The following is a 24,053-nucleotide window of genomic DNA, read 5'->3' on the forward strand; positions in this document are numbered from 1 at the left end:
ATAATCCTTAACCTGGAGACTGTCGTATGGGCACCACCACGATGGGCGTAAAACTGGATGAAGCGACGCGCGATCGTATTAAAGAAGCCGCCTCGCGCATTGACCGCACCCCACACTGGCTGATTAAGCAGGCGATTTTTAATTATCTTGAGCGACTGGAAAGCAGCGATGAGCTGCCTGAGCTACCGGCCCTGCTGGCTGGGGCGGCCAATGAGAGTGAAGAATCTCCGGTGCAGCCTGAAGAAGTGGCGCAGCCGTTCCTCGACTTTGCCGAGCAAATCCTGCCGCAGTCCGTCAGCCGGGCCGCGATTACCGCCGCGTGGCGTCGCCCGGAAACCGACGCAGTCCCGATGATCCTTGAGCAGGCTCGTCTGGCTCCAGCTATCGCCGAGCAGACGCAAAAGCTGGCTTACCAGCTGGCCGACAAGCTACGCAACCAGAAAACGGCATCCGGCCGCGCGGGCATGGTTCAGAGCCTGCTGCAGGAGTTTTCCCTATCATCTCAGGAAGGCGTGGCGCTGATGTGCCTGGCGGAAGCGCTGCTGCGTATTCCGGATAAAGCCACCCGCGACGCGCTGATCCGCGACAAAATCAGCAACGGGAACTGGCACTCGCACATTGGCCGCAGTCCGTCGCTGTTCGTAAATGCGGCAACCTGGGGCCTGCTGTTTACCGGTCGCCTGGTGTCCACCCATAACGAAGCCAGCCTTTCCCGCTCCCTGAACCGCATCATCAGCAAAAGCGGCGAGCCGCTGGTGCGTAAAGGCGTGGACATGGCGATGCGCCTGATGGGCGAGCAGTTCGTGACCGGGGAAACCATCGCCGAAGCGCTGGCTAACGCCCGCAAGCTGGAAGAAAAAGGCTTCCGCTACTCTTACGACATGCTCGGCGAAGCTGCGCTGACCGCCGCCGACGCTCAGGCCTATATGGTTTCCTACCAGCAGGCGATTCACGCCATCGGTAAAGCGTCCAACGGCCGCGGTATTTATGAAGGTCCGGGCATCTCCATCAAGCTTTCCGCCCTGCACCCCCGCTACAGCCGCGCGCAGTACGATCGCGTCATGGAAGAGCTTTATCCGCGCCTGAAGTCCCTCACGCTGCTGGCTCGCCAGTATGATGTTGGCATTAACATTGACGCCGAAGAAGCCGACCGCCTGGAGATCTCCCTCGATCTGCTGGAAAAACTCTGCTTTGAACCTGAGCTGGCGGGCTGGAACGGCATCGGCTTTGTTATCCAGGCCTACCAGAAACGCTGCCCGTTTGTGATTGATTACCTGGTTGACCTGGCGACCCGCAGCCGCCGTCGCCTGATGATTCGCCTGGTCAAAGGCGCCTACTGGGACAGCGAAATCAAGCGTGCCCAGGTCGATGGCCTGGAGGGTTACCCGGTTTATACCCGCAAGGTGTATACCGACATCTCTTACCTCGCCTGCGCCAAAAAACTGCTGGCCGTGCCGAATCTGATCTACCCGCAGTTTGCGACCCATAACGCCCACACTCTGGCCGCAATTTATAACCTTGCCGGGCAGAACTACTACCCAGGCCAGTACGAGTTCCAGTGCCTGCACGGCATGGGCGAGCCGCTTTATGAGCAGGTGGTGGGAAAAATTGCCGACGGCAAACTGAACCGCCCTTGCCGCATTTACGCCCCAGTGGGGACACACGAAACGCTGCTGGCTTACCTGGTGCGCCGCCTGCTGGAAAACGGCGCCAATACCTCTTTCGTCAACCGCATTGCCGACGCAACGCTGCCGCTGGACGAACTGGTTGCCGACCCGGTGAGCGCGGTGGAAGCCATGGCCGCCAAAGAAGGCCAACCGGGCTTACCGCATCCCAAAATCGCCCTGCCAAAAGCGCTGTATGGGGCCGAGCGCACCAACTCCAGCGGCCTTGATTTGGCAAACGAACACCGTCTGGCATCGCTTTCTTCCGCCCTGCTGAACAGCGCCGCGCAGAAATGGCAGGCCACGCCCGTACTGGAGCAGCCGGTTATTGAAGGCGAATTAACGCCGGTGAAAAACCCGGCTGAGCCAACGGATATCGTGGGCTACACCCGTGAAGCTACCGGCGAAGAGGTTTCTCTCGCCCTTGAGAATGCCGTCAACCACGCGCCGATCTGGTTTGCCACCCCGCCGCAGGAGCGTGCTGCCATTCTCGAACGCGCCGCCGTGATGATGGAAAGCCGCATGCAGCAGCTGATCGGCATTCTGGTGCGTGAAGCAGGGAAAACTTTCAGCAACGCCATCGCCGAAGTGCGTGAGGCCGTGGATTTCCTGCATTATTACGCAGGCCAGGTGCGTGACGACTTCGACAATGAAACGCATCGCCCTCTTGGTCCTGTGGTCTGTATCAGCCCGTGGAACTTCCCGCTCGCAATCTTTACCGGCCAGATTGCCGCCGCGCTTGCCGCCGGCAACAGCGTACTGGCTAAACCCGCAGAACAAACCCCGCTGATTGCCGCCCAGGGCGTGGCTATCCTGCTTGAAGCTGGCGTACCTGCTGGCGTACTGCAGCTGTTGCCTGGCCGCGGTGAAACCGTCGGCGCCCAGTTGACGGGCGACGCCCGCGTACGCGGCGTGATGTTCACCGGCTCTACTGAAGTCGCGTCTCTGCTGCAGCGCAATATCGCCGACCGCCTTGATCCTCAGGGCCGCCCAACGCCGCTGATTGCGGAAACCGGCGGCCTCAACGCCATGATCGTGGACTCCTCCGCGCTAACGGAACAAGTCGTGGTGGACGTGGTGTCTTCTGCCTTCGACAGCGCCGGGCAACGCTGCTCCGCGTTGCGCGTACTCTGCCTGCAGGAAGACGTGGCAGACCACACGCTGCAAATGCTTCGTGGTGCCATGGCGGAATGCCGCATGGGTAATCCAGGCCGCCTGACCACCGACATTGGGCCAGTGATTGACGCCGAAGCGCAGCAGAATATTGAGCAGCACATCCAGGCGATGCGCGCCAAAGGCCGCACCGTGTTCCAGGCCGTGCGTGAAAACAGCGTGGACGCGCGCGAATGGCAGTCCGGCACCTTTGTAGCGCCAACCCTTATCGAGCTGGAAAGCTTCGACGAGATGAAGAAAGAGGTATTCGGCCCGGTGCTGCACGTGGTGCGCTACAGCCGCAACAATCTTGACTCGCTGATTAAACAGATCAATGCCGCAGGTTATGGCCTGACGCTCGGCGTGCATACCCGCATCGACGAGACGATTGCCCAGGTCACCGGCTCCGCCCACGTCGGCAACATGTACGTTAACCGCAACATGGTCGGCGCCGTGGTCGGCGTTCAGCCGTTCGGCGGTGAAGGCCTGTCCGGCACCGGCCCTAAAGCCGGTGGTCCGCTGTACCTGTACCGCCTGCTGGCGAGCCGCCCGGAAAACGCGCTGCAAGTCACCTTCAACCGCCACGATGCCCAAACCCCGGTGGATGCCTCCCTGAAGGGCGATCTGCAGGTTGCCCATCAGGCGCTAAGCGAGTGGGCGGCCAACCGCGAAGAGCTGAAAGCCATTTGCCAGCAATTTGGTTCGCTGGCGCAAAGCGGAACGCTGCGCGTGCTGCCTGGCCCAACCGGAGAGCGCAATACTTATGCTCTGCTGCCGCGCGAACGCATTCTCTGCGTCGCGGACGATCAGCGCGATGCGCTCGTACAGCTGGCGGCGGTCACCAGCGTGGGCAGCCGCGTGCTGTGGGCGGATGACAGCCTGCATCGCGACCTGGCGAAGCAATTGCCTAAAGCCGTGCAGCAGCAGATTGATTTTGCGAAACCGGAAGATCTGCTCAAGCAGCCGTTTGAGGCGGTGATTTACCACGGCGACTCCGACCAGCTGCGCAAACTTTGCGAAGCCGTCGCGGCGCGATCCGGGGCGATTGTTTCCGTTCAGGGCTTCGCGCGCGGGGAAAGTAACATCCTGCTCGAGCGTCTCTACGTGGAGCGTTCGCTGAGCGTGAACACCGCCGCCGCCGGCGGCAACGCCAGCCTGATGACAATCGGTTAACAGTCTGTCAGGATACAAAGGCTCTCGTCATGAGAGCCTTTTTTATTTGAGGACAGCGAAATGAAACGCGTGTGTTTACTTGTTGGCGGGCTGCTGCTGAGCGGGGCGGCACTGGCCGATGGCTGTGATTCCGCCACCACCCAGGCCGATATGAACCAGTGCTATGCCGCAGAGTATAAAAAGCAGGACGAGCGGCTGAATAAAACCTACAAAGAAGTGATGTCCCGGGCAACCGACAAGCAAAAAGATCTGCTCAAAAAGGCGCAGAACGCGTGGATTGCCTTCCGCGATGCGGACTGTGATTTTATGAGTTCAGGCGCGGAACAGGGTTCGGTTTACCCGATGGTGCGCGCCAACTGCCTGGCGGATAAAACGCTGGAACGTACCGAGCTGCTAAAGGGCACGCTGGAGTGCGAAGAGGGCGACGTGAGCTGCGTCCTGCCCCCTAAGTAAGCGTGATTACCGCACCCGAATCCCCTCAATAATCATCCGCTGCACGTTTTCCACCGTGCGGCGGAAGAAATCTTCCTCCTGCAGCGTATTGCCGGTAACGGCCTCAACCTGGCTGGCAAAATCCGCGTAGTGCTGAGTCGTGGCCCAAAGCATAAAAATCAGATGATGCGGATCTATCGCCGCCAGTTTGCCGTGGGCTACCCAGCCCGCAATGATCGCCGACTTCTCATCCACCAGCGCTTTCAGGTCGCCCGTCAGCTCGCCTTTCAGTAAAGGCGCGCCCTGCAGCATCTCCAGGCAAAACAGCTTAGAGGCCTGCGGGTAATCCCTTGAAACTTCAAGCTTGAGGCGAATGTATTCCCCAATCGCCACCAGCGGCTGCAAATCTTCCCGAAAGGCACGCAGCGGCGCCAGCCAGATATCCAGAATCTGCTTCAGCACCGCGATGTAAAGCGCCTCTTTCGAAGGGTAGTAATAAAGCAGGTTGGTTTTTGACACTTCGGCCCGCTCGGCCACCTGCTCAAGGCTGGTACCGTGGATGCCATATTGCGAAAAAAATGCCAGCGCAGCGTCAAGAATGGCCTGTTTTTTGGCGGCGACGGCTTTCGATCGGCGTCCAGGGGTTTTGATATCGGTGGCGGCCATGCGAGTTCTCCTTTTTTTTCGCTGGCCTGAAGTATAGCTCAGACGCCCTCGCCTTCGGAATCGTCCTGCCAGCCGCGCGCTGCGTTTGCCGCTTTCTTGCGCTTGAGCTTAAGCTCGCTAACCAGCACCCCGAGGACGATCAACGCCCCGCCAACCAGCGCAAGCACCGGGAGACGCTCTCCCGCCATGCGGCCAAAGATCCCCGCCCAAACCGGCTCGCCGGTATAAATTACCGTGGCGCGTGTCGGCGACACGCTGCGCTGCGCCCAGTTCATCGTCACCTGAATGATGGCGCTGAAAATCCCAAGCCCCAGGGCAATCATCACCAGCCCTGGGCTGAAATGCGGCACGCTTTCCCCGGCGGGGACCATCGCCGCGAACGATACCAGCGAAGCCGTGGCCAGCTGTACTACCGTCACACGTTTGATATCCACTTTCCCTGCCCAGGCGCTGATCAGGATTATCTCAGCGGCAATCGCCACGGCACCGATAAGCGTAATGATTTCCCCGGCTCCCAGCGAAAGGCTGGTGCCTTCCGGCCCGGCAAGAAAAATCAGGCCAACAAACGCCAGCGCGACGCCAATCCAGGACATCAGCCCCGGCATACGGCCAAGGCAAATCCACTGCAGGAGCGGCACAACGGGCACGTACATCGCGGTAATAAAGGCGGATTTGCTGCTGGGAATCGTCTGGAGTCCCCAGGTCTGCATGCTGTAGCCGATGGCAATCGCCACGCCGATCGTCACCCCCGCTTTGATTTCAATCCAGGTTAATCCGCGCAGCGATTTGAGTGAGAGCAGCCCCACGGCAATGGCGGCGGTGGCGAAGCGCAGGCCAACAAAGAAAAACGGATCGCTCATTGTCATGGCGTACTGTACGGCCAGGAACGTACCGCCCCAGAACATGGTGATGAGGATAAGCAGCGCTTCCTGCGGCTTAACGGAGAATTTATAACGGCTTAATGGCGCAGACATGAGGGAGACCGGAAAAATCAGGGTGAAAGTCGAGGTGCTATAGTGCTTCCAGTCATATTTTGTTGCAATGGGAAAATAAAAAACCGCCGCTAAAGACGGTCTTGCTTAGTCGAATAGCCATTTACCTGCTTTTGCTGACTCGATAATCATTGCAACGGTCAATGGCTTTATCTCAGGTTCTGGTGATGGTCTTTTTTGCCAGAATGGGTACTCGTATTCAAAGTAGTTCCTGCCATCAAAGTTCGAGTATTCAATGTTGAAATGCTCAAACACATCTAGCAAAAAGGCGTGGGCGTCCTCTGGCACAAATTGAAAATCATCCGCAAGAGTCCACTCCTTAGTAACTTGCCGCAACTCCGGTCTAAACCAGCGCTTCCTTACCGGATAACGCTCCATTATGTACCGGATAACCTCCGATTCATAATCCCTACTCATCAGAATGACGTCCATTGTATGCGGTCTTTCGGGCGAGCAATCAGGTTAAATTTATTGCGTGTACGCATGGCGACAAGCTGAACTGTGATTATCAACCCTGCATAGCCAACAAAGGGAACCCAGCGCCCCAAGAAGGTTGCAATCCTGGTTGTAGGAACCATCTTGAGCTTTGAGAACTTCCCCATAGGAGCGCTCGGCTTGAGGCCAAAAGGGAAACGAGCATCACCCAAGAGCTTTCTTGAAACAATAGACGCAACACTTGTCCCTGGCGTATTCGTTGCCGCCGATAGCTTGCCTGAAACAGGTATGTACGGCTGATCTATCAGAACCAGGGTAACGGCCTCAGTAGTCATACCTAACGCATCAGCCAACTGCTCAATAAAAATCAGGTCAAATAACTCACCTGGGGTTACATTTGAATGCCCGTGATAAAAATACGTGCCGTACAGTTCTTCGGTTGTGTCCATCCATGAGACCCCATTAAGCCGTCTGACGTTGGTTCCATGCGTCAGCGAAAATGATATTTCCGTCGCAATGCTTCCACGTAATTTTCTCGTAGCGAAGCTCTACGGTTTCCAGGTGATTATTATTTTTATCTTCTGGTGAGGCCATTGATGGAGAGACTGAAACAATGCGTACGCCCTCCAGCAGAATGTTGAAATACTCCACTTCCTGACCAGCATCACTGATTTTGTAGAATTTCAATTCAGCCTTTTGAAGGGCCTGGCCCGTGGCAACGGCTTTGTACAAATACGGGCTGGAATAATCGAACTCTTTTACAACCATCACCGGGGAATGAATGCGTTTCCCCGTTGGTTTCCCCGTAAAATCATCGGTAGGCGTGGCAAGGTTGTGGTGAAAACCTTTAAACTCAATGCTGAATTCCCTGTTCTCTACATCGCAGCCACCTTTGATAAGTGCGCCACCGTCGTCGTATAACCACATATTACCTGGTATCGCCATTTTCCTAATTTCTTATAGTTTCCAGTATTCATTGACGGTTAGTGTAAACACGTTGAATGCATTCATGAATCACAGCAGCTCCTAATCAACTGAATTAAAACAAAATAATAAAATTAAGAAATTAAGACTCAGTCTTTTTAGGATAAAAAAACCGCCGGCTAACCGGCGGTCGGGGTATTTCGGCGCAAGCGTTAATTCGCCGTGCGCTTCACAAAGTCACGGCTATTTATTTTTGCTACCGTGGCTGTTTTTACCCCCTTTTTGACCCGCTTCTGAGGCGCGCTGCGGATCGTTTTTAAAGTTACCGCCGCTGTGCTGGCCACCTTTACGACCTGCTTCTGATGCTCTTTCACGGTCTTCAGCGAAATTACCTGAACCACCACGATGGTTTGCCATTTCTAACCTCCGGATTTAGGACATCATATTGCATTCAATAAAAGAGAACGCTTTTGCCACGCGGCCAGGCGGGCCTGCCGCCAACGTTACCGCGTGGGTCTAAGCTTAGTGCACCGGCGCGGTCGGGCTTCTGTTCAGACATATCCAGAAACATGCCGGTGAGCTTATCTTTTTATCCTTCCAATGCGACGCGATAAGCCCCTCTTCTACATGGTCAAAAAACAGCCAGTAAAATGTTAGCTAATGCTACAGGGTCAAAATTTCATCTGCGCTTGTGATGTATCAAGGAAAGGTCACTCAGGTTTGCACTCTGCGCCACAGATCATATCTTTAAAGAAGGGCAGTAAAACTGCAGTTCAACTGAGGAGTGAAGCAAGATGGCTAAAGTACTGGTGCTTTATTATTCAATGTATGGACACATCGAAACTATGGCTAAAGCCGTGGCGGAAGGTGCACAGAAAGTCGATGGGGCGGAAGTGACGATAAAGCGCGTGCCCGAAACCATGGCCCCGGAAGTCTTTGCTAAAGCCGGGGGCAAAACCCACACAGCCCCTGTCGCCACGCCGCAGGAGCTGGCCGACTACGACGCTATCATCTTCGGTACCCCTACCCGCTTCGGCAATATGGCCGGGCAAATGCGTACTTTCCTCGATCAAACGGGCGGCCTTTGGGCTTCCGGCGCGCTTTACGGCAAACTGGGCAGCGTATTCAGCTCCACTGGAACCGGCGGCGGCCAGGAGCAGACCATCACTTCCACCTGGACCACGCTCGCCCACCATGGAATGGTGATTGTGCCTATCGGCTATGCGGCGCAAGAGCTGTTTGATGTTTCTCAGGTTCGCGGCGGGACGCCTTATGGCGCCACAACCATTGCCGGCGGCGACGGCTCACGTCAGCCAAGTCAGGAAGAGCTGGCGATCGCCCGCTACCAGGGAGAACACGTCGCAGGCCTGGCAGTCAAAATGAAAGGTTAACGGAGGAGTAATGACAACATCGCAAGCAAAAGCCCACCACGTTGGCGAGTGGGCAAGTCTGCGCAACACTTCACCAGAAATTGCAGAAGCCATTTTTGAGCTGGCAAAGTATGACGAAAAGCTGGCCGAAAAAATTTGGGAAGAAGGGAGCGATGAAGTGCTGCCGCTCGCCTTTGCTAAAACCGATAAGGACTCGCTCTTCTGGGGCGAACAGACCATCGAGCGCAAAAACGTTTAATTTCTCCGCTGCCCCCTTTCGGGGGCAGCCTCTTCTTACTTCACGGCGTTATTCAGCACGTCGCTAAACTTATCCCATGCACAGTAACCGTTGGTGTCCGTCGGGCAGCCTTCCAGCTCCAGCGTGACGCGTTTTGGCGGATGCTTCAGGGTTAACACATCGCCATTGCGCAGCTGTTCGGCGCTCTGGTAAACGTATTCCACTTTCAGCAGGTCGCGGTTGTTGGTCTTATCATGCCAGCGCTGGAACAGAATATTGCCGCCAATCGGGGTACGCTCATACTGCCCCGGCAGCTGATAAGGCTTGAACTGCAGCGCGGTCAGCAGCGACGCAATATTCGAATCATGTCCCACCATCAGCGTCACTTTCGGCCCTAAAGCGGCTTCTTTTGACGTTAACGCGTTCTGAATGTATTTCACCAGCGGAGCCGCAACGTTGCGGGCCACTTCCGGGGAAGTAAATAGCGTGTCCTGGTAGCTATTTTTAAGCTGGGAAAGCACGCGCCACTGTTCAGCCGTTTTGATTTTTCCCCACGCGACCTGGTCCATCGGGAAACCTTCATAATATTGCAGCGTGAACGCATCGACCAGGGCATTGCCCACCTTCAGGGAACCGTTAACGCCCGGCTCCTGAGTCGCATTGGCGCTAAAGACGTCTTTGGGCCCGTTCAGCTCACACTGCTGCTTTTCTTTGCAGGTGGGCGAGTTTTTATAGTCAACGATGTGCTCCAGCAGTTTATAGCTGTCGGCCAGCTTGTATTCAGCCCGTTGTTTTTCCATCGCCTGAACGGCTTTGGCTTTAAACTCCGGCGAGTCGTTGACGATCACCGGGTTGAACACCGGATCCATAGTGCCCATTTTTTCCTGATGATGTACCGGCACATCGCAGCCCGGGAAAGCGCCGGTAATGAAGAATTGCGCGGTAGCAACGGTGCGCTGGAGGCTGTTGGCGTAGGCATAAACGCTTTCCGGCGCCGGGCATTCGCCGCTGGTCACCAGATTCTGGCTCGCCAGCCATTCACGCATATAATGCCCCATGTACACTTCCAGCACTCCGCCTTTGGTGGTGAGCTGCCCGCCCGGCACATCCCACTCCGGCCATGCCTGAGCGGTTGACTGCTCAAGCACGCTGCCGTTGTTGGCCAGCGGCGCACGCAGGTTATGACGGCTCATCAGCAAAACCTGCTGCAGCTGGTAGCCGTCCGGCACGGTGTCCGCTTTCGCCAGGCCTGGGGCAAGGCAGACGGCGGCCAGCAATGAGGCAACAATTTTTTTCTTCATTACTTATTCCTCAGGGAGTGATTAATAAAATGTGAAGAATATATTGTGACAGAAAAATGACAGCCGACCTGCCTGGCGGATCGCAAAAAGCCCTATTATTCCGTTTGTTGTTTCAGCTGCGCTTCAAAGCGCTGGCGAGAGAGATCCACATAGCGTTGTAACCCGTCTCTGTCGATAAAGGCGTTGCTATCTCCGGCGGCAAGCAGGGAATATTTCTCTGCCAGGCCAAAGCGTTCCCCTTTGTTCGCCACAAAAATATCCACTTTTTGTGCCGCGAGCGTGGCAAAACTGTGGCGGATGTCGTTCACCAGCGTCGGGTAATTCTTGTTCGCCACCAGATAATAGTCCGGCGTGGCGAGGCTGTCGGCATAGATAAGCGTGTGCCCGCCTGGCAGCGTAAACAGCCATGACGTACTGCCCGGCAGATGCCCTGGCGTCAGCAGCGCCGTCGCGGTCACGCAGCCCACCGTTAACGTCTCACGGTCATGAATAATTTTATCCGTCGTTACCGGCGGGAAAGGCAGCGCGTCGCCCAGCGCAAAGTCCTCTTTTCCTCCCCGCGCCATCTGATCGGCATTCGCCCTGCTGGCAACCAGCTTCGCCCCGCTCCACTTTTTCAGTTTGGCTATGCCTCCGGCCTGATCCAGCCGGGCATGGCTGTTGAGAATGAAACGCACGTCGCGAAGGTCAAACCCCAGAGAAGCAATATTCTCTTTGATGCCCCTGGCGCTGGCATCGAGCGCGCCGTCAACGAGAATATGCCCCTCAGGCGTGGTAATCAGGATGGATGAGAGATTTTCGGTGCCGACATACCAGACATTGTCCGCCATGCGGAAGGGTTTAACCGGTTTGGCCCAGCCTTCAAACAGCGAATAAGGCGGCGCGGCAGACAGCGGTTGGGCTGGATTTAATGCCGCAGGACTGCCAGCAGAGAAGACTGAAATCATACAGGTAAACAACAGACTATAACGGTTCACAGGTGGCTCCTTTTTGTCAGGAGGCGCAGTATACTGCCGGGCAATTTAGCCCGATGCAATTGAGAATTTATAGCGTGAATATCCTGCAATTAGACATGAATCTTTTGAAGGTGCTGTACGTCATGTTAACCACCGGCTCAACCAGCCGAACGGCGCAAAAGCTGGCGCTTAGCCCGTCCGCCGTCAGCCACGCGCTCGCCCGCCTGCGTGACGCGCTGGGCGATCCGCTTTTTCGCCGGGACGGCAATACCCAAGTTCCCACAGCTTATGCGCTCAGCATTAAAGAACGCCTTATCCCACTCTTTGTGTCCCTGAACGAAGAGTTATTTGGCGAAGAGCACGCCGAGGCGCGTCGTTTTCGTCTGGTTCTCCCCCCGGCCCTGAACGTGTTACTCACGCCGGAACTCGCCCGCAAAGGGCATCAGGCAGGCGCCATGATTGAATGCCTGACGTTTGAACGGCGGGCGTGGCGGGATGAGCTGCTGGAGGGCAGAATAGATTTGCTGATTGCGATTGGCGATCATCAAAAAAACATCAGCGCCCTGCATTATGAACGGGTAGGCAGCACGCGGCTTATCGCCGTTTTCGGCCAGCCGCTGTTCTCGAGACTTCGCGGGCATGAAGCGCTGGCCTTTGACGAGCTGGCTCAGTTTGATCATTTCTACTGCCACCCCTGGCCGCAGGACATTAACGAGCTCGATCGCCAGCAGGCGCGTGCCGGGCTCGGACGACGCCTGGCCTTTACCTGTAGCGACTACGGCCAGCTTGCACCCGCCTTACGTCACGCTCCGCTGATGGCAATTGTGCCCGCCCCGTGGTTTGATACCCTGAATGACAAAACCCAGCTTTTTACGCTGCCGCTGTCCGGCGACCAGGCTATTGGCAGCCTGTTTTTGCAGTACCGGACCTCCACCGTGGCATGGAAGCAGCGCCTGATAGACTGCCTGCAACGCACGCTTGCCGCCTGGTATCATTGAAATTACCGCTCAGCCTCTCACACAAAAAGTTTTATAATAGAACCCAGCAAGCCCATCAGGAGGAATAATGAAACGTAAAAGCCTTGAAGACAGCGTCTGTTCGGTTGCCCGCACGCTGGACGTGATCGGCGACTGGTGGTCGTTGCTGATCGTGCGTGATGCGCTGAACGGCATGTCTCGTTTCGGCGAGTTCCAAAAAAACCTCGGCATCGCCAAAAATATGCTGACCGTTCGCCTGAAACAGCTCGTCGATAACGGTATTTTTGAGCTTCGCCCGGCCTCGGACGGCAGCGCCTGGAACGAATATGTGCTGACGGAAAAAGGCCGTGCGCTGCAGACCGTTTTAGCGGCCCTTTCACAATGGGGCTGCGAAAACCTTTACGCCAAAAATGAGACACGCAGCGTCCTCGTCGACAGCCAGCAGCATCGCCCTATCCGCAAGCTGACCCTGCAGGCCGAAGATGGCCGTGAGCTAAAGCCGGACGAAATCATCACCCAGGCACGCCCTTCCTCCTGACAAATAACTATCTGTTATTCAGATAGTTATTAATATTCCCTTTAGCAATTCCTGCGCATAAAGAAAAAACACCCTCCATTTTGGTTGCATAATAAAACCAACGATCTTACATTCAGGAAATGGTTTTATTATGAAACCAAAATATCTTAACTCTATTTTTCGTGAGGTGTTTTATGGCTAACTCTCGTTCTATTGCGGTGATTACCGGTGCGTCTTCCGGGATTGGTGCGGTTTATGCCGATCGTTTTGCGGCCCGAGGTTTTGATTTACTGCTGGTTGCCCGACGCGAAGATCGCCTGCGCGATCTGGCCACGAAGCTTGAAGCCCGCCATGGCATAACCGTAACTACGCTAAAAGCCGATCTGGTTAACGACCCGGACATTACCGCCGTTGAGGAAGCCCTGAAAGATCCTCGCATCAGCGTGCTGATTAATAACGCGGGCACCGCCCACAGCGCAGCCTTTACCGCCGCCAGCGTGGAACAGCATCAGGCGCTTATCACGCTGAACATCACGGCGTTAACTCGCCTTAGCCATGCCGCCCTGCTTAATTTCCAGCAAAAGAACAGCGGCACGCTGATCAACATCTCCTCAATTCTGGCGGTGCAAAGCTGGGTGGGCAGCGCGGTATACAGCGGCACAAAAGGCTATGTTTTGAACCTGACAAAAGTACTGCAGGCTGAAGCAGCCGGAACCGGCATTCGTATTCAGGCGGTGCTGCCTGCGGCTACGGCTACGGAAATTTGGGATCGGGCTGGCGTGTCGGTGGACTCATTGCCGGCAGGTGCAGTCATGAAAGTAGATGATTTAGTCGATTCCGCTCTGGCAGGGCTGGACAGCGGGGAAGCGGTTACCATCCCACCATTGCACGATCTCAGCCTGTGGGAAACCTACGCCACCACGGCGCAGGCGATGTTTGATGCCGCGGCAGTTGGGCAGCCAGCGCCTCGCTACGCGCGCTAATTAACCAGGGCAGATGTCCGCCGGCATCTGCCCATCATTTACTGACAGGCCGCCATGTCTCGCTATAATGAGGCAAATTCCTGCCAATATGATGCTGTGATGAAACTGTTTTACTCTTCAGCCACCGGCATGGTTTCTGCGCTGATTGTGCTCTGGGGAGCGCTGATCCTGGACAGCGCCAATATCCTGCAACAAATGTCAGAGCTGATGCACTACATCGAAGATCTGTTCAAACCTCGCGAACGTTAGCGGTTAAACGCCAGCGCCTGACCGTAAATGCCCTCGGCAACGGACTCGCCGTCCCAGATGAGGTGCCCGTTCACCAGCGTGTTTTCAACCACGCCGCCCTGCAAGGTGTGCCCTTCGAAGGGGGACCAGCCGCATTTGTAGGCAATACTGCCGCCCTCAATACTGGCGCGTTTCCAGGGGTTGATCACCGCCAGATCGGCCCAGTAACCTTCCCGGATATAGCCACGATCTTTAATCTGAAAACGCTCGGCGACCGCATGACTGGTTTTTCTGACGATAAGTTCAGGCGTAAAAATACCTCTGGCACACATATCAAGCAGCGCAGGCAGCGCGTGCTGCACCAGCGGCAATCCCGACGGAGCCGAGAAATAATCATTCTGCTTTTCCGCCAGCAAATGCGGCGCATGGTCAGTCGCAATAATATCAATCACGCCCGTCTTAATCGCCTGCCATAGCGCCCGCTGGTGTGCCACGCCCTTCACCGACGGGTTGCACTTCAGCCTGTGCCCCAGCGCCGCGTAATCATCCTGATTGAAATAGAGATGATGAATACAGGCTTCCGCCGTGATCGTTTTTCTGCGTAAGGCATCAAGCGTGGACGCGGGTTCAAACAGCGCCAGCTCATCCGCCGTGGTGATATGCAGCACATGCAGCCGCGTGCCGTGCTTTTTCGCCAGCGCAACCGCCCGGGAAGATGAAAGCAGGCAGGCCTCAACCGAGCGAATGGCCGCGTGTTCTGCGGCCGGGATCTGCTCCCCATATCGCTCCCGCCACAGCGCCTCATTACGTTTGATAGTCGGCGTATCTTCGCAATGCGTGGCCACCAGCCCAGGTGCATGCTGGAAAATCGCCTCCAGAATGCGTTCATCATCCACCAGCATGTTGCCGGTGGAGGCCCCCATAAACACTTTTACACCGCAGGCCGCATCGGCTGGCAGCGCCTTAAGTTCTTCCAGGTTGTCATTGGTGGCGCCGAAATAGAAACTGTAATTCGCCAGTGAACATTCGGAAGCCCGCTGAAATTTACCTTCCAGCGCCAGTCTGGTGGTGGTTGGCGGCGAAACGTTGGGCATTTCCATATAGCTGGTGATCCCGCCCATCACCGCCGCGCGTGACTCGCTGGCTATCGTACCCTTATGCATCAACCCCGGTTCGCGAAAATGCACCTGATCGTCAATCATGCCAGGCAGCAGCCATTTCCCGGCAAGATCGCGCACATTCCACGTTGAACGAGCCGGGATCGCAGCGGCTATTTTTTCAATTCGCCCATCCACGATGAGCAGGTCGCCTTGATAGCGCCTGTCCTCATTTATCATCAGCGCGTTGGTCAGTAACAGGGGTTTCATCAGTCATTCTCTCCGGCTTAAAAAGGCTGCGCTAGCGTCGGGCAACCATCACAACAATAAACAGCCCGCCAATTCCGGCGGTAATAATGCCGATGGGCAGCTCCTGCGGCGCAACAAGCACCCGGCTGACCAGATCGCCGCCGCACAATAAACAGGCTCCGGCCAGGGCGCACAAAGGCAGCAGCCTGGCGTGCTTAATGGCGGAAAAATGGCGGCAAAGATGCGGCACCATCAGCCCGACAAAGCCAATCACGCCGGTCAGTGAGACGAAAATGGCGGTCGAAAAAGCGCAGCATAGAAAAATTTCGGTGCGCAGGCGGTTGACGTTAATGCCCAGTGAAAATGCGGTGCGATCGCCCGCGAGCAGCCCATCCAGCGACCGCCATCTCAGGAGACAAAACGCGGCCAGCAGCAGCCAACCGCCCAGCGCAAATCCCAGGTTATCCCACCGCGCCAGCCCCAGGCCGCCGAGCGACCAGAATAAAACCGAGCTGGCCGTGCGCTGGTCACCGGCGAATATCAGGTAGCTGGTTAACGCCCCGAACAAGAAAGAGATCGCCAGCCCGCAAATAATCAGCGTTTCGGCGCCCCGCTCGCGCTTGAGCTGGAATAAAGACAGCACAGCAACAGAGGAAAGCAACCCACCGCCAAAAGCCGCCGCCGGTAGCGTCCAGACGCCGAAGAAGCCACCGAAACGGGTAAAAACCAGCACGGCTCCGGCAGACGCGCCCGAAGAAAGCCCGAATAAAAAAGGGTCCGCCAGCTCGTTGCGGGTGGCCGTTTGCAGCAGCGCGCCCACCACCGCCAGTCCCGCGCCGGTCATCAGGGCGAGCAGCGTTCTCGGCAACCGAATGTCCAGCACAATCCCACGGATCATCGGCGAAATGTCCGTGGCCGTGGGTTGAAGCGCGCTCACCACTTGATGCAGGCTCAGCCGGACCGAACCTTCCGTTAAGCTAAGCGCCGTAAACAGCAGGGTCAGGAATACCGTCAGGCATACCGCCCGGCCGTAGCGGGAGGCGATAAACATCACTGTGCCGCGAACAGAACGTGCGCAAGCTTCTCAACCGCGGCGATATTTGCCGGACCTGGCGTCAATTCGGCGTACTGCAGCTTGAGGTAGCGATGCTGTTTTACCGCCGGGGTGAGCTTCATCAGCGGATGCCGTTCAAGAAACTGGCGCAGCGAATCCGCGCCGCCGCCGGTCTGGTAATCCAGCAGGATGATGACATCCGGCTCTGTGGCCGCCACGCTTTCCCAGGAGGTGGTACCCCAGCTGGTGTCCAGTCCTTCCATGGCGTTTTTGCCGCCTGCGGCCTCGATAATGGCCTGCGGCATGGCGTATTTTCCGCTGGTAAACGGTTTGTCTTCCCCGGAGTCATACACAAAGACGTTGAGTGGCCTTGCACCCGGCTGCGCTTTGGGGAGGGCCGCCAGTCGCGCTTTCCAGCCATCAACCAGCTTTTGAGCAGCCTCTGCCTTACCAAATATCTTGCCAAGCGTAAGCTCATCGTTATAGAGCAGATCCAGGGACGCTTTGGTTTTGCTTTCGCCGGAAATCGCACAGCTTTCGCTGAGCACAAAGGTTTTGATGCCGTATTTGGCAAGGCTTTGGGGCGTGACGTCCCCCCCAACTTTCATGCCGTAATTCCAGCCTGCGAAAAAGAAATCGGGCTCAACGGCCAGCAATGTTTCAAGCGAGGGATACTTGGGCGCAAGTTCGGGGATCGTCCCCATTTGCCGCTTAAATTCAGGCGTCATTTTGTACCAGCCGGAGATGCCGGTCAGACCCACAATCTGCGGCTGCAAATCGAGGGCAAATGCTATCTCCGACATGTTCAGATCGTTTATCACCGCGCGCTTAGGTGCCGCGTTAAAGACCACGGGTTTACCGCAGCTGGTGATGGTCACCGGAAAGCCGGAAGCAAACGCAGCGAAGGAGATAAAAGCCAGCCAGAAGCCGGTAGCGATTTTTAACATCATAGCGATCCCTGAAAATTTACCGTGGGCGGGAAGGTTCAAAAAAACGGACTCGTCTGCCTTGCTGGCCAGGATGGTCGACGGTAAAGCTGTCGAGGCCAAAAATGGGGCGAAGGGTTTCGGTATTTAGCGCCGCGTCGGGCACGTTAAAAGCCTGCTGTTGCCCCGCAGATAAAATAAGCACCTTGTCGGCAAACCCTTCGATTAAGGTGAGATCGTGCAAGACGGCAATAACCGTTGTGCCGCGAGCTTTCACCAGCATCAGCAGCTCTTCCCGCGCAGCCAGGTCCAGATGGTTAGTTGGCTCATCCAGTAACAGCAGCCGGGAGGTTTGCGCCAGCGTTCGCGCCAGAATTGCGCGCTGCCTTTCCCCGCCGGACAGGCAGGCCAGCGATTTATGCCGCAGCCCGAGCACACCCACCTCTTTCATCGCCCCACAAATAATGCAGCGGTGTTCAGGCTCTGGCATATCACGGGCAAACGGGAGCCTGCCTAACGCGACATAATCCTCTATGGACAAACGCAAATCGGGGAGATCGTTTTGCGACATCACCGCCACAAGCTTTGCCCGCAGCAGCGGGTTGAGCTTATTTAAGGCGCGGCCCGCCAGCGTTATTTCCCCCTCGGCCTTGAGCTCCTGGCTCAGCGCCCGCAGCAGCGACGTTTTGCCGCTGCCGTTTGGCCCAATCACGCTGAGGCGCTCACCTTTACGCAGCTGAAAATTAATCGCTACCGGCCAGGCTGTGCCCTGCGGACGGGCAATCGCCCGCAGGGAAACGCTGAGTTCTGGCTCTGCAAGGGAAAAAGGCATACTCAGAACTCGTTGCGCAGCAGCTGGTAACCTTCCACCAGCCTGACGTTGGTATTGGCCACCTCTTCAGAAAACTGCACCGAGGCGGGATCCACCCGTGAATATTGGGTTAAATCAGAGTCTGGCCCTACGCGCTCGGTGGACGGAATATACGTTTGCTTCGGCAGTGTCACCCCATCAACCACCGCGTTGTAGCGAATGACGCAGCCGGTTTGTACGTGGCAGTTAAACAGCACGCTGTTAAAGCCGATAAACACCCGCTCGTCGACCCGGCAAGGGCCGTGCACAATCGCCCGGTGCGCAATCGACGTGCCGCTGCCAATGGTCACCGGCGCCCCGCTTTTCGAGTGAATAACCACACCATCCTGAATATTCGAATGGGAATGGATCACGATAGGATCCATGTCGCCTTCGGCGTTCAGCTCATCGGCGCGGATCACCGCGTAAGGCCCGACATAAACATAGTCATGAATAATGACCCGGCCACAAATCACTGCCGTGGGGTCGATATACGCTTTGGGAGAAACCTGAGGCAGATGGCCTGAAGGGTTTTTACGCAACATGGTGATTTCCTGTCCAGTGAATGCGGGCCACCGCGTTGTGCGCATGGAGGCTTTCCTGATGCTCAACGCGGAGAGTAAAAGCGGCGCTAAAAGACGCGTCCAGCATCGCCTTGTTCAGGCGGCGAGCGGCATCTTCGCAAAACATCAAATTTTGGCCGTTGGCCTGGGCGAAAGCCTGCTCGTCGCTGCGCTTAACCACCGTTTGCACTGCCGTTCCAAGCGCGGCCTCGCAGAGGTCGATAAGCGCCAGAAACGGCAGCGTAGTCACATCCGGCTTCAGCTGGCAGGTTACCCACGCCCAGCTTCTCTGGCTATGAGGCGTGCCCGGCATGCCCTTCTCACCCAGCCAGGCCAGCATTTCTTCGACTGACACGCCGTCATGTCGCGAGCCAAAGTCCCGATGAAACTGCTGTTGCGCGAGATTGCGGCTCAGTGCCGCCGAGGCCGGACAGGTTGATGAATACGGGATCCCCACCCGGATCGTGACGGCAAAATCTTCCCCACGCTCCGCCTGGATACGGATGGGATAAGCCTTCCAGCCAAAGTGGTTTGAGGTTAAAGATTTGCGCGACAGCAGCAGTTCGCCGGAAATGTCTACGCTGGCGCGGTCGCTGCTGCGCTGGTGCGAAACCAAAAATTCCCCCAGTAAACGGCGCAATACCGCCGGTGTAATTTCCCCCTGGGTTAGTTCGTCGAGCAGCAGATAGATCCGGGACATATGAATGCCCTTTTCCGCTTCCGGGGAACTGAGAAGATTGATCCCGGCGTTGACTTTCGCCGTCAGCGGGCGGCCCGCCACTTCCACCGGAAGATCGATTTGTTCCATGCCAACCCAGGACAGAGCCGTGTCGTATGCGTGGCTTTTGAGTGACTGAATATCAGGCAGTGTTTTAGGGCATAACATTGGGGTGACTGTCATATCGCCATCGTCTTATCTTGAATTTGTTACGTTATAACATAACAAAAACAATTTATGCAAAGCGACATTTCACCGTAAAGCGAAACCGTCCGGTCACAGGAGAAAACTCGGTGAAAAACCGCTGACCGGCTCGATATATCTTATAACCGGGCAAGTGTTGCCCGAGTGTTCACACAATGATAGCATCATGTAAACAGCCATTTAGACGGCTAGACAGTTAAACTAAAAAGCATTGAGGAATACCGTATGTGGCAAGAAAGGCTCGCGCAGTTGGTCACCACCTGTCATTGGATTGGCGCTAAAGGCTGGGCACCGGCGACCGGCGGCAATATGTCCATTCGTCAGGATGCCGAGTGGTGCTGGCTGAGTGAATCCGGGCGCGACAAAGGCAGCCTGACCCGCGAGGATTTCCTGCAGGTAGACATTGCCACTAATCAGGCACCGTCGGGGCGTAAACCCTCCGCTGAAACCGGGCTGCACACGCTGGTTTATCGTCTCTTCCCTGAGACCAACGTCGTGCTTCACGTCCACACAGTGAACGCCACCGTGCTGTCGCGAATTGAGAAAGGCCCGGCGCTGAACATCAGCGGCTATGAAATGCAAAAAACCCTGACCGGCCAGCAGACGCACCTTGATACGGTGCCCATTGCTATCTTCGATAACGATCAGGACATCGACGCGCTGGCGCAACGCATTGAACGTTATGCCGAACAGACGCCGCTTAACTATGGCTTCCTGCTTCGCGGCCACGGCCTGACCTGCTGGGGCAAAGACGTTGCCGAAGCGCGCCGCCAGCTTGAAGGGCTCGAGTTCCTGTTTGAATGCGAAATGCAGCGCCGCCTGTTCGAGCGTGATTAACCGTTATCTTCCTGTGTCTGTTCGCTAGCGTGAGGGTTGAGGTATGGAGTATTTCCTGGGTATTGATATCGGCACGTCACGGGTCAAAGCCGTGCTGTTTGACAGCAGTTTCCATGCGGTCGCCAGCGCGGCAGAAAACACCTCTCCCACGCTTTCCCCACAGGGCTTCGCCGAGCAGGATATGGAGCAACTCTGGCTGTCCGTCGTGCGCACGCTCCGGCAAGTGGCCGACAGCCCGGCATTACAACAGGGCAAACTTACGGCCATCGGCCTGGCGGGCCAGGGGGAAGGTGTCTGGCTGAGCGACAAAAACGGCGATCCGGTAGGCCCGGGCATTCTCTGGAGCGACACCCGCAGCCGGGCGCTGATGGACGAATTATTGCAATATCCGGATCTCGACAAAGCCCTGTTCGATGAAACAGGCTCTCAGCTGCAGCCGTGTAACACCAGCCTTCAGCTCTGCTGGCTCAAACGAAATCAGCCCGAACGCCTGGCCGCCGCCGACTATATCTTCTTCGCCAAAGACTGGATTCGCTTTCGCCTGACGCAGGTCGCCGCCCTTGAACTGACCGATACCAGCGCTTCGCTGCTGAACCAGTCAAACGGCGAGATATCCGATTTCGCTCTGCAGGCTCTGGGTATTGATGACCTGAAAACGCGTTTTCCTCCCCTGCTTCGCCCTGACGCCCAGGCAGGTAGCTTGAGTGAAGCCGCCGCGCTGCTTTGCGGCCTGCCGCCCGCGACACCGGTTGCTGCGGGCGCACTCGATGTGTGCAGCGCGGCACTGGGCTGCGGGGCTATTCACGACGGCGATATTTATACCATTCTCGGTACCACCTGCTGCACCGGCGTGGTTTGCCACGGGCGCGAAACCGTCAACAGCGGCACCCGCTTTGTCACCCATACCGAACAGGGCAGCTATATTAACCTGTTCCCGATGCAGGCCGGGACGCCCAATATCGACTGGCTGCAGCAGCACATTTCGCTGACGCCGGACCTGGTAGCGCTGGAAAGTGAGATTGCCGCTATTCCGCCGGGCAGCGGGGGCGTTTTCTGGCAGCCTTATCTGAACGGCGAGCGCGCGCCGTTTTACAGCCCCACTGCCCGGGCAGGGTTCTTTGGCGTTGACCAGCACACGTCCCGCGCGGCGCTCCAGCGCGCCGTTTTTGAAGGGCTGGCTTATGCGATTGTGGATTCACTCACGGGCTATGCCAGTGAGGGCAGTCTTTACCTCACCGGCGGCGGCGCAGCTTCCGCCACCTGGCTGCAAATTATCGCCGACTGTACCGGGCGCACCGTCATTGCCAGCCACTTTAATGAGCTAAGCGCCAGAGGCGCGGCGCTGCTGGCCGCCCGCAGCGTAGGCGCGCTGGAACACTATCCGGCTATCGAACAAACCCGCTATCAGCCTCAACCCAAGGCCCATGCCGCCTACCGGGCGCTGTTCCCGGTGTTCCGCCTGCTGCGTGAACAGCTCCAGCCGGTGTGGCAGGCGAGGCATCAGGCTTTACAACGTCTTTCTCAGGATAATGCACAATGAAAATCGTCTTTACCGCCGAGTATGCGGGCAGCCTTGAACCGTTTAGCCAACTGGGTGAGCTGGTTGTCGAAGGCTGGGCCATCGGTAAACCCAAGCTTCAGACCGCACAGATTATCGACCTCGCCCACGATGCCGAGGTGATTGTCACCAGTTATGACGACATCACCGCCGAGGTGATCCACAGCTGTCCTAAGCTGAAAGTGATTGCCTGTACTCGCGCCAATCCGGTGAATATTGATGTTCAGGCGGCTCGGACCCGCAATATCACCGTGCTTTACACGCCAGGACGCAACGCCGATGCCGCCGCCGAACTCACGCTGGGCCTGATGCTCGGCCTGATGCGCCATATTCCACAATCCCATGCCGCCCTGAAGCGCGGCGCATTTACCCGCGAAAGCCAAAGCGAGCAGCAAACCCAGTCCGGCCTGCGCAAAGATGTGGTCTGGGACGTCAGCCCGGAAAGCCCTTATGAAGTGTTCAAAGGCGGCGAATTGCGCAATAAAACGTTGGGGCTGGTTGGCTACGGCAATATTGGCCGCCGCGTGGCGCGCATTGCCCGCGCTTTCGGGATGAATATTTTGGTGGTGGATCCGTTTGTCGCTGCCGAAGATATCGACGAGCCGGGGCTGCATAAAACCACGCTCGACGCGTTGTTCCGCGAGTCAGACATCGTCAGCCTGCATTTAAGCAGCGGGCCACACAGCGATGGTCTGGTCAACGCGTCCCTGCTGCACAGCATGAAACCGGGCGCGAAGCTTATCAATACCTCCCGCGCCTCCGTGGTGGTGGAAGCCGATCTCATCGAAGCCTTGCGTCACGGGCCGCTCGGCGGCGCGGCGCTGGATGTCTACCACCAGGAGCCGCTGTGGCGTGATCATCCGTTTATCAGCGAGCTGGATAACGTCATCATTACGCCGCACATCGCCGGGGCAACCCGAGAAAGTATCCAGAAACACACCGCGATGATTGCCGCCGATCTTCAGCGGTTTGTGGCTGGTGAGCCGCTGCTGTACGCCTGGCGCTAAGAGAAAAAACGGCCCTTCGGGGCCGTTTTTTTATGCCAGCAACGGCGTCGTCGCCATAAAATCCTGCAAGTGTTCCCAGTTCACCACGCCCGCATCAGAGCCTAATCCGGTTGCCACCAGCGCGGCAGTTGCGGAAGCGACCCGGCAGGCTTCATCCTCCGAAAGTCCCCTGGCCAGGGCGGCAATAAACCCGCCGCAATAGCTGTCTCCACAGCCGGTTGTGTCGCTGGCAATCACGCTCCAGGCCGGGAAATGCCGGGTTTTCTCGCGGCTGAATAGCCAGGAGCCCCGCACGCTGTCTTTAAAAATGCAGCATTTCGCACCCAGCGCGAGGAAGAAATCGGCAATCTCTGCGGGCGCCTGTCGCCCGGAGATAAACGCGGCCTCTTCGAGCGCAGGCATAAAATAATCCACATAAGGCAATAGCGGGCGTAAGAGTGCCAGCGTATTGCTATCCGGTGCGATTAAATCAAAGCTGGTAATGACGCCCCTCACTTTCGCCGCGGCCAGTAAGCGAGCGCTCTGGCCGCTATCCATGCCAGCAAGTAGCCCGGTGCCACCGTGGTGCAGATAGCGCGTATTCAGTACCCGACCGAAATCAGCCTCAGCGACGAATAGCTCATCCGATGCGCCCCGGCAGTGCAGCGCAGGCCGCTCGCCGTTCGGACGAATGGGCAAAATCGTCGCCGACGTCTCTTTTTGCAACGTCCGCTGGATCAGCGAACAGTCAATCCCCAGCCGACGATAGCTGCCCAGAATAAACTCGGCTTTTTCGTCCTCACCCAGGCAGGCCACGGTTGACGTGCGAATGCCCAGTTTGGCGGCATTCACTAAAGCCCCGGCGGCGGTTCCCGCCGGGTTGAGGCGAATTTGCTCAATAAACTGCACGCCGCCGCCGGAGGGGATGCCCACTACCGGCCGCCCCGCAATATCCAGGATGGTCAGGCCCACAAAAATGGCGTCAAATTTGCTCATAACGTCC

General features: G+C 56.9%; 26 protein-coding genes. 11 read left to right on the forward strand and 15 right to left on the reverse strand.

The genetic code is table 11. The features are described 5' to 3' along the window. Nucleotides 1-26 precede the first annotated feature (26 nt). Together putA and F3J29_RS09580 are read left to right on the forward strand one after the other, a co-directional pair. Nucleotides 27-3,989 (forward strand): trifunctional transcriptional regulator/proline dehydrogenase/L-glutamate gamma-semialdehyde dehydrogenase, encoded by a 3,963-nt coding sequence (putA, locus tag F3J29_RS09575; RefSeq protein ID WP_166865660.1) that lies wholly within the window; start codon nt 27-29, stop codon nt 3,987-3,989. Nucleotides 3,990-4,049: 60 nt separating this feature from the next. Next, the gene (locus F3J29_RS09580) at nt 4,050-4,442 is read left to right on the forward strand and encodes a lysozyme inhibitor LprI family protein (RefSeq protein ID WP_166865662.1); all 393 of its coding nucleotides are present in this window, start codon (nt 4,050-4,052) and stop codon (nt 4,440-4,442) included. Between the two features lie 6 nt (nt 4,443-4,448). Here F3J29_RS09580 and rutR read toward each other — a convergent pair whose 3' ends face one another. The 6 genes from rutR to F3J29_RS09610 all read right to left on the reverse strand — a co-directional run bounded on the left by rutR (nt 4,449) and on the right by F3J29_RS09610 (nt 7,855). Further along, complete coding sequence (rutR, locus tag F3J29_RS09585; protein ID WP_166865664.1) at nt 4,449-5,087, reverse strand: HTH-type transcriptional regulator RutR; 639 nt, start codon at nt 5,085-5,087, stop codon at nt 4,449-4,451. Nucleotides 5,088-5,125: 38 nt separating this feature from the next. After that, nucleotides 5,126-6,061 (reverse strand): DMT family transporter, encoded by a 936-nt coding sequence (locus F3J29_RS09590; protein ID WP_166865666.1) that lies wholly within the window; start codon nt 6,059-6,061, stop codon nt 5,126-5,128. A 105-nt stretch (nt 6,062-6,166) separates the two neighbouring features. Next, nucleotides 6,167-6,511 carry a DUF1493 family protein gene (locus F3J29_RS09595; RefSeq protein WP_166865668.1) on the reverse strand — a complete coding sequence of 115 codons (345 nt, stop codon included), beginning with the start codon at nt 6,509-6,511 and terminating at the stop codon, nt 6,167-6,169. After that, the gene (locus F3J29_RS09600; RefSeq protein WP_166865670.1) at nt 6,496-6,963 is read right to left on the reverse strand and encodes an STM2901 family protein; all 468 of its coding nucleotides are present in this window, start codon (nt 6,961-6,963) and stop codon (nt 6,496-6,498) included. Before F3J29_RS09600 ends, F3J29_RS09595 begins: the two co-directional genes overlap by 16 nt. 13 nt (nt 6,964-6,976) lie before the next feature. Continuing rightward, nucleotides 6,977-7,459 carry an Hcp family type VI secretion system effector gene (locus F3J29_RS09605; protein ID WP_166865672.1) on the reverse strand — a complete coding sequence of 161 codons (483 nt, stop codon included), beginning with the start codon at nt 7,457-7,459 and terminating at the stop codon, nt 6,977-6,979. A 222-nt stretch (nt 7,460-7,681) separates the two neighbouring features. Then, on the reverse strand, nt 7,682-7,855 hold the full coding sequence (locus F3J29_RS09610) for a con-10 family general stress protein (RefSeq protein ID WP_008455651.1): 174 nt from the start codon (nt 7,853-7,855) through the stop codon (nt 7,682-7,684). A 377-nt stretch (nt 7,856-8,232) separates the two neighbouring features. Between F3J29_RS09610 and wrbA the strand changes: the two genes are divergently transcribed. Beyond that, nucleotides 8,233-8,829, forward strand: coding sequence for an NAD(P)H:quinone oxidoreductase (gene wrbA, locus F3J29_RS09615; RefSeq protein WP_166865674.1), 597 nt, complete (start codon nt 8,233-8,235; stop codon nt 8,827-8,829). 10 nt (nt 8,830-8,839) lie between these two features. Next, nucleotides 8,840-9,067: a YccJ family protein gene (locus tag F3J29_RS09620; RefSeq protein WP_008455653.1), complete on the forward strand. Its 228-nt coding sequence runs from the start codon at nt 8,840-8,842 to the stop codon at nt 9,065-9,067. Between the two features lie 35 nt (nt 9,068-9,102). Here the strand turns inward: F3J29_RS09620 and agp are convergent, their stop codons facing one another. Together agp and F3J29_RS09630 are read right to left on the reverse strand one after the other, a co-directional pair. Then, the gene (gene agp / locus F3J29_RS09625) at nt 9,103-10,347 is read right to left on the reverse strand and encodes a bifunctional glucose-1-phosphatase/inositol phosphatase (protein ID WP_166865676.1); all 1,245 of its coding nucleotides are present in this window, start codon (nt 10,345-10,347) and stop codon (nt 9,103-9,105) included. A gap of 95 nt (nt 10,348-10,442) precedes the next feature. Continuing rightward, on the reverse strand, nt 10,443-11,324 hold the full coding sequence (locus F3J29_RS09630; protein WP_166865678.1) for an HARLDQ motif MBL-fold protein: 882 nt from the start codon (nt 11,322-11,324) through the stop codon (nt 10,443-10,445). A 74-nt stretch (nt 11,325-11,398) separates the two neighbouring features. Between F3J29_RS09630 and F3J29_RS09635 the strand changes: the two genes are divergently transcribed. From F3J29_RS09635 to F3J29_RS09650, 4 genes are all read left to right on the forward strand, one after another. Further along, entirely contained in the window at nt 11,399-12,301 is a 903-nt protein-coding gene (locus F3J29_RS09635; RefSeq protein WP_166866651.1) for a LysR family transcriptional regulator, read from the forward strand. A 67-nt stretch (nt 12,302-12,368) separates the two neighbouring features. Further along, complete coding sequence (locus F3J29_RS09640) at nt 12,369-12,818, forward strand: winged helix-turn-helix transcriptional regulator (RefSeq protein WP_166865679.1); 450 nt, start codon at nt 12,369-12,371, stop codon at nt 12,816-12,818. A 173-nt stretch (nt 12,819-12,991) separates the two neighbouring features. After that, nucleotides 12,992-13,780 (forward strand): SDR family NAD(P)-dependent oxidoreductase, encoded by a 789-nt coding sequence (locus F3J29_RS09645; protein ID WP_166865682.1) that lies wholly within the window; start codon nt 12,992-12,994, stop codon nt 13,778-13,780. Between the two features lie 99 nt (nt 13,781-13,879). Continuing rightward, nucleotides 13,880-14,029, forward strand: a complete 150-nt coding sequence (locus F3J29_RS09650; RefSeq protein ID WP_166865684.1) for a hypothetical protein — start codon at nt 13,880-13,882, stop codon at nt 14,027-14,029. Here F3J29_RS09650 and F3J29_RS09655 read toward each other — a convergent pair. The 6 genes from F3J29_RS09655 to folE2 are packed head-to-tail and all read right to left on the reverse strand — an operon-like array spanning nt 14,026 to nt 19,648. Continuing rightward, entirely contained in the window at nt 14,026-15,375 is a 1,350-nt protein-coding gene (locus F3J29_RS09655; RefSeq protein ID WP_166865685.1) for a dihydroorotase, read from the reverse strand. The genes F3J29_RS09650 and F3J29_RS09655 overlap by 4 nt on opposite strands. Nucleotides 15,376-15,406: 31 nt before the next feature. Next, nucleotides 15,407-16,405: a FecCD family ABC transporter permease gene (locus F3J29_RS09660; protein ID WP_166865687.1), complete on the reverse strand. Its 999-nt coding sequence runs from the start codon at nt 16,403-16,405 to the stop codon at nt 15,407-15,409. Beyond that, the gene (locus F3J29_RS09665) at nt 16,405-17,355 is read right to left on the reverse strand and encodes an ABC transporter substrate-binding protein (RefSeq protein WP_166866653.1); all 951 of its coding nucleotides are present in this window, start codon (nt 17,353-17,355) and stop codon (nt 16,405-16,407) included. Before F3J29_RS09665 ends, F3J29_RS09660 begins: the two co-directional genes overlap by 1 nt. Before the next feature lie 19 nt (nt 17,356-17,374). Next, a complete protein-coding gene (locus F3J29_RS09670; protein ID WP_166865689.1) occupies nt 17,375-18,166 on the reverse strand; it encodes an ABC transporter ATP-binding protein in 792 nt (263 codons plus the stop codon). Nucleotides 18,167-18,168: 2 nt separating this feature from the next. Continuing rightward, nucleotides 18,169-18,729, reverse strand: a complete 561-nt coding sequence (locus F3J29_RS09675) for an LbetaH domain-containing protein (protein ID WP_166865691.1) — start codon at nt 18,727-18,729, stop codon at nt 18,169-18,171. After that, the gene (folE2, locus tag F3J29_RS09680; protein WP_166865693.1) at nt 18,719-19,648 is read right to left on the reverse strand and encodes a GTP cyclohydrolase FolE2; all 930 of its coding nucleotides are present in this window, start codon (nt 19,646-19,648) and stop codon (nt 18,719-18,721) included. The genes F3J29_RS09675 and folE2 overlap by 11 nt, the downstream gene beginning before the upstream one ends. Before the next feature lie 246 nt (nt 19,649-19,894). On the opposite strand from folE2, the gene F3J29_RS09685 reads away from it, so the two are divergent. The 3 genes from F3J29_RS09685 to F3J29_RS09695 are packed head-to-tail and all read left to right on the forward strand — an operon-like array spanning nt 19,895 to nt 23,071. Beyond that, nucleotides 19,895-20,506 (forward strand): methylthioribulose 1-phosphate dehydratase, encoded by a 612-nt coding sequence (locus F3J29_RS09685; RefSeq protein ID WP_166865695.1) that lies wholly within the window; start codon nt 19,895-19,897, stop codon nt 20,504-20,506. Between the two features lie 43 nt (nt 20,507-20,549). Further along, nucleotides 20,550-22,046 (forward strand): FGGY-family carbohydrate kinase, encoded by a 1,497-nt coding sequence (locus tag F3J29_RS09690; protein WP_166865697.1) that lies wholly within the window; start codon nt 20,550-20,552, stop codon nt 22,044-22,046. Then, nucleotides 22,043-23,071: an NAD(P)-dependent oxidoreductase gene (locus F3J29_RS09695; RefSeq protein WP_166865699.1), complete on the forward strand. Its 1,029-nt coding sequence runs from the start codon at nt 22,043-22,045 to the stop codon at nt 23,069-23,071. Before F3J29_RS09690 ends, F3J29_RS09695 begins: the two co-directional genes overlap by 4 nt. A 30-nt stretch (nt 23,072-23,101) precedes the next feature. On the opposite strand, the gene F3J29_RS09700 is transcribed toward F3J29_RS09695, so the two are convergent. After that, on the reverse strand, nt 23,102-24,046 hold the full coding sequence (locus F3J29_RS09700; RefSeq protein WP_166865701.1) for a carbohydrate kinase family protein: 945 nt from the start codon (nt 24,044-24,046) through the stop codon (nt 23,102-23,104). Between the last annotated feature and the right edge of the window lie 7 nt (nt 24,047-24,053).

The organism is Enterobacter sp. Cy-643, assembly GCF_011752815.1.
Classification (GTDB): Bacteria; Pseudomonadota; Gammaproteobacteria; order Enterobacterales; family Enterobacteriaceae; genus Cedecea.

What these genes read in the sequence shown, in the direction of transcription:
- F3J29_RS09620 (WP_008455653.1), top strand. Translation starts at nt 8,840, where the DNA reads ATGACAACATCGCAAGCAAAAGCCCACCACGTTGGCGAGTGGGCAAGT.
- F3J29_RS09605 (WP_166865672.1), bottom strand. Translation starts at nt 7,459, where the DNA reads ATGGCGATACCAGGTAATATGTGGTTATACGACGACGGTGGCGCACTT.
- rutR (WP_166865664.1), bottom strand. Translation starts at nt 5,087, where the DNA reads ATGGCCGCCACCGATATCAAAACCCCTGGACGCCGATCGAAAGCCGTC.
- F3J29_RS09610 (WP_008455651.1), bottom strand. Translation starts at nt 7,855, where the DNA reads ATGGCAAACCATCGTGGTGGTTCAGGTAATTTCGCTGAAGACCGTGAA.
- F3J29_RS09700 (WP_166865701.1), bottom strand. Translation starts at nt 24,046, where the DNA reads ATGAGCAAATTTGACGCCATTTTTGTGGGCCTGACCATCCTGGATATT.
- folE2 (WP_166865693.1), bottom strand. Translation starts at nt 19,648, where the DNA reads ATGACAGTCACCCCAATGTTATGCCCTAAAACACTGCCTGATATTCAG.
- wrbA (WP_166865674.1), top strand. Translation starts at nt 8,233, where the DNA reads ATGGCTAAAGTACTGGTGCTTTATTATTCAATGTATGGACACATCGAA.
- F3J29_RS09595 (WP_166865668.1), bottom strand. Translation starts at nt 6,511, where the DNA reads ATGGACGTCATTCTGATGAGTAGGGATTATGAATCGGAGGTTATCCGG.
- F3J29_RS09580 (WP_166865662.1), top strand. Translation starts at nt 4,050, where the DNA reads ATGAAACGCGTGTGTTTACTTGTTGGCGGGCTGCTGCTGAGCGGGGCG.
- F3J29_RS09660 (WP_166865687.1), bottom strand. Translation starts at nt 16,405, where the DNA reads ATGTTTATCGCCTCCCGCTACGGCCGGGCGGTATGCCTGACGGTATTC.
- F3J29_RS09600 (WP_166865670.1), bottom strand. Translation starts at nt 6,963, where the DNA reads ATGGACACAACCGAAGAACTGTACGGCACGTATTTTTATCACGGGCAT.
- F3J29_RS09655 (WP_166865685.1), bottom strand. Translation starts at nt 15,375, where the DNA reads ATGAAACCCCTGTTACTGACCAACGCGCTGATGATAAATGAGGACAGG.
- F3J29_RS09650 (WP_166865684.1), top strand. Translation starts at nt 13,880, where the DNA reads ATGAAACTGTTTTACTCTTCAGCCACCGGCATGGTTTCTGCGCTGATT.
- F3J29_RS09685 (WP_166865695.1), top strand. Translation starts at nt 19,895, where the DNA reads ATGTGGCAAGAAAGGCTCGCGCAGTTGGTCACCACCTGTCATTGGATT.
- F3J29_RS09645 (WP_166865682.1), top strand. Translation starts at nt 12,992, where the DNA reads ATGGCTAACTCTCGTTCTATTGCGGTGATTACCGGTGCGTCTTCCGGG.
- F3J29_RS09695 (WP_166865699.1), top strand. Translation starts at nt 22,043, where the DNA reads ATGAAAATCGTCTTTACCGCCGAGTATGCGGGCAGCCTTGAACCGTTT.
- agp (WP_166865676.1), bottom strand. Translation starts at nt 10,347, where the DNA reads ATGAAGAAAAAAATTGTTGCCTCATTGCTGGCCGCCGTCTGCCTTGCC.
- F3J29_RS09590 (WP_166865666.1), bottom strand. Translation starts at nt 6,061, where the DNA reads ATGTCTGCGCCATTAAGCCGTTATAAATTCTCCGTTAAGCCGCAGGAA.
- F3J29_RS09690 (WP_166865697.1), top strand. Translation starts at nt 20,550, where the DNA reads ATGGAGTATTTCCTGGGTATTGATATCGGCACGTCACGGGTCAAAGCC.
- F3J29_RS09665 (WP_166866653.1), bottom strand. Translation starts at nt 17,355, where the DNA reads ATGTTAAAAATCGCTACCGGCTTCTGGCTGGCTTTTATCTCCTTCGCT.
- F3J29_RS09675 (WP_166865691.1), bottom strand. Translation starts at nt 18,729, where the DNA reads ATGTTGCGTAAAAACCCTTCAGGCCATCTGCCTCAGGTTTCTCCCAAA.
- F3J29_RS09670 (WP_166865689.1), bottom strand. Translation starts at nt 18,166, where the DNA reads ATGCCTTTTTCCCTTGCAGAGCCAGAACTCAGCGTTTCCCTGCGGGCG.
- putA (WP_166865660.1), top strand. Translation starts at nt 27, where the DNA reads ATGGGCACCACCACGATGGGCGTAAAACTGGATGAAGCGACGCGCGAT.
- F3J29_RS09640 (WP_166865679.1), top strand. Translation starts at nt 12,369, where the DNA reads ATGAAACGTAAAAGCCTTGAAGACAGCGTCTGTTCGGTTGCCCGCACG.